This is a genomic window from Streptomyces sp. NPDC104367 (genome assembly GCF_055583825.1).
This window is the reverse complement of record NZ_JBVJND010000098.1, coordinates 1-1,415: the sequence shown is the minus strand read 5'-3', so window position 1 is coordinate 1,415 and position 1,415 is coordinate 1. Positions and strand designations below refer to the sequence as shown.

1 protein-coding gene and 1 pseudogene are annotated in these 1,415 nt (G+C 65.9%); both read left to right on the top strand.

Features of this window, described 5'->3' with window-relative positions:
- Positions 1-487, top strand: a pseudogene (locus tag ACZ619_RS45840) (alpha-1,4-glucan--maltose-1-phosphate maltosyltransferase); the annotation flags it as partial.
- Positions 484-1,415 (top strand): alpha-amylase family glycosyl hydrolase (locus tag ACZ619_RS45835; protein WP_469612006.1); only part of this gene is annotated, 932 nt, incomplete at its 3' end. The pseudogene ACZ619_RS45840 and the gene ACZ619_RS45835, both read left to right, overlap by 4 nt.

The following is a 1,415-nucleotide window of genomic DNA, read 5'->3' as shown; positions in this document are numbered from 1 at the left end:
CAGCGGCTACGAACTCTGCGAGAACACCCCGCTCAAGGAGGGCAGCGAGGAGTACCTCGACTCCGAGAAGTACCAGCTCAGGCCCCGCGACTGGGCACGCGCCCGGACGGACGGCATCGCGCCGCTCATCACGCGTCTGAACACGGTCCGGCGCGACAGCCCGGCCCTGCGGCAGTTGCGCGACCTGCATTTCCACCACGCCGACAAGGAGGAGGTGATCGTCTACAGCAAGCGGAGAGGTTCGAACACGGTTCTGGTCGTCGTCAACCTCGACCCCCACCACACCCAGGAGGCCACGGTCTCGTTGGACATGCCGCAACTCGGCCTGAACTGGCATGAGTCGGTACCGGTGCGCGACGAGCTCACCGGCGAAACCTACAACTGGGGCAGGGCCAACTATGTGCGCCTGGAGCCGGGTCACCGGGCCGCGCACATCCTCACCGTCCTGCGACCGTCCCCGCGGATCGGAGGGTCACCCACCATATGATCGTCAACGAACCCGTCCCGGACACCTTCGAGGACACCCCCGCGGGAGACCGGGACCCCGACTGGTTCAAACGGGCCGTCTTCTACGAGGTCCTGGTCCGTTCCTTCCAGGACAGCAACGGCGACGGCATCGGCGACCTCAAGGGCCTGACCGCGAAACTCGACTACCTCCAGTGGCTCGGCGTCGACTGCCTCTGGCTGCCGCCCTTCTTCAAGTCCCCTCTGCGGGACGGCGGTTACGACGTCTCCGACTACACCGCCGTACTCCCGGAGTTCGGCGACCTCGCCGACTTCGTGGAGTTCGTCGACGCCGCCCACCAGCGCGGCATGCGCGTCATCATCGACTTCGTCATGAACCACACCAGCGACCAGCACCCGTGGTTCCAGGAGTCCCGCAAGGACCCCGAAGGACCGTACGGCGACTACTACGTGTGGGACGACAAGGACGACCGCTACCAGGACGCGCGGATCATCTTCGTCGACACCGAGGTCTCCAACTGGACGTACGACCCGGTGCGCAAGCAGTACTACTGGCACCGCTTCTTCTCCCATCAGCCGGACCTCAACTACGAGAACCCGGCCGTCCAGGAGGAGATCATCTCCGCGCTGCGGTTCTGGCTGGACCTGGGCATCGACGGCTTCCGGCTGGACGCGGTGCCGTACCTGTACCAGAGCGAGGGCACCAACTGCGAGAACCTGCCGGCCACCCACGACTTCCTGAAACGGGTCCGCAAGGAGATCGACGCCCAGTACCCCGACGTGGTGCTGCTGGCCGAGGCGAACCAGTGGCCGGAGGACGTCGTCGACTACTTCGGCGACTACCGCAGCGGCGGCGACGAGTGCCACATGGCGTTCCACTTCCCCGTCATGCCGCGGATCTTCATGGCCGTGCGCAGGGAGTCCCGCTACCCGGTCTCGGAGATCCTCGC